This is a genomic window from Dyella choica (assembly GCF_003977665.1).
Classification (GTDB): Bacteria; Pseudomonadota; Gammaproteobacteria; order Xanthomonadales; family Rhodanobacteraceae; genus Dyella_B; species Dyella_B choica.
Window position 1 is genome coordinate 1 of the sequence record NZ_RYYV01000061.1, and the last position, 2,141, is coordinate 2,141.

General features: G+C 66.6%; 1 protein-coding gene. It reads left to right on the forward strand.

Annotation, left to right across the window (positions count from 1 at the left end):
• Nucleotides 1-2,141 (forward strand): beta strand repeat-containing protein (locus EKH80_RS23925; protein WP_230473911.1); only part of this gene is annotated, 2,141 nt, incomplete at both ends.

Below are 2,141 nucleotides of genomic sequence, written 5' to 3' on the forward strand. Positions count from 1 at the left end.
GGCAACATCACCCTCAACGGCTCGGTGCTGAACGACAAATCCACCCTCGCCGCCGGCAACAACCTGGTCATCAACGGCCAGAACGGCAACAACGGCGGCGGTGCGACGTCCACCTATACGGTGCAGAACATCGCCTTCGCCCCTACCGGCACCTTGAGCGAAAACATCACCCAGCAAACCGGCATTGAGTACGTCAGCTTCAGCGGCGGCCGCCACTGGGCGTTCAAGGACTACGAAACCTGGGGCACCTACCAGGACAGCGTGCAAACCGGTCTGGGCGCCAACCAGCCCGGCTGGATCACCTACAACGCCGGCCCCGGCCTGGCCGCGACGATGAGCGCGGGCAACACGGTGTCGATCACCGCGCAAACCATCAACAACACGACGGTAGGCGCCAATGGCCAGCCGGTGCAGGCCGTGATCGGCCTGGGCGGCAACAGCGCCGGCCAGGCCGTCGGTGGCAGCGCGGCCGCCACGGTGGGTAATGCCACGGGCACCGGTGGCAGCGTGGGCAGCATTGCGGTGGGCAATCAGCCCAACCAGACCAACGGCGGTTCGCTGGGCCTCGCGAGCGCCCACACCGTCGGCATCGGTGCCACGCAAGCACCCGGCCAGGCGCAAGGCGCCCGGCCGGGTACGGCAAGCGCACCCAAAGCCAGCACCCCAACGTCTCCGGTGGCAGGTGGTTCGACGTCGCTCGCGCCGCCCCAAGTGGTCAGCACGTTGGTCGGCCCGAACGCCACCATTAACCTGCCGCAAACCGGCCTGTACACCGTCAACGCGCAGCCCGGCAGCCAGTTCCTGGTCGAAACCAATCCCCAGTTCACGCAATACAGCAAGTTCATCAGCAGCGACTACATGCTGCAGAAGCTGAGTCTCAGCCCGCAGCAGATCCAGCAGCGCCTGGGCGACGGCTTCTACGAGCAACAGCGCGTGCTGGACCAGATCACCGAGCTGACCGGCCGCCGTTACCTGGCCGACGCCAGCGATGCGCTGGACCAGTACCGCGACCTGATGAACAACGCGGTGCAGGTGGCGCAGCAGTTCAAGCTGTCGGTGGGCGTGGCGCTCACGCCCGACCAGATGGCCAGCCTCACCCAGGACATCGTGTGGCTGGTCAGCGCGAACGTGGACGGCCACCAGGTGCTGGAGCCGGTGGTGTACCTGAGCGCGGCCGATGCGAAGAATCTCGCCGCCAACGGCGCCACCATCGCCGGCAAGAATGTGATCCTGACCGCCAGCGGCGACATCACCAACAACGGCAACATCGCCGCCAGCCAGAACGCGCAGCTCACCGCCAGCAACCTGCTCAACAGCGGCAACATCAGCGCCGGCAATGATCTGAGTGTCAGCGCCGCGCAGAACATCTTGAACGGCGGCACGCTCAAGGCTGGCGGCAACGTTTCGCTGGTGGCCGGTGGCGACGTACTCAGTGGTGTAAGCGTGGCGCAAAGCCTGGGCGCCATCCAGGTCAATGGCCTGAGCAACACGCTCAGCCCGGTGGCGCTGAGCAACCTCGCCCTGCCCGGCAGCATCAGCGCCGGCGGCAGCTTGAGCATCAACGCCGGCCGCGACCTGACGCTGGACACCGCCCCGGTGATGGCCGGCAACAACCTCAGCCTTGCGGCGGGGCGTGACCTCACCACCACCGCCACGGCGATCAGTGCCGGCGGCAGCGCGCAATTGCTCGCCGGCCGCGATCTGGACCTGCTCGCTACCGGCACCACCACGCACGTGGGTACGCAGCGCAACGGCACCGAGTCTGTCACGCACACGGTTAGCACGCTGCAAGCAGGCGGCGGTCTAACGCTGCTGGCCGGCCGCGACGTGACCAGCCAGGGAGCGCAGCTCACCGGTAGCACGGTGGCCCTGGGCGCCGGCCGTGACATCAACCTGCAAGCGGTGACCGATACCACCACGCGCAGCACGGACAGCTTCGCGCACCACACTGAAGTCAGCACCGGGCAAAGCGATCAGCAGGTGCGTGGTACGGGCATCAGCGGCAGCAACGGTATCAGCCTGGCGGCGGTGCATGACCTCACCGTCACCGCCGGCAGTCTCAACAGCGCCAACGGCAATGTGACACTGAGTGCAGGTAACAACCTCAACCTCAACGCGGCGCAGGAAGATCACAGCAGCTA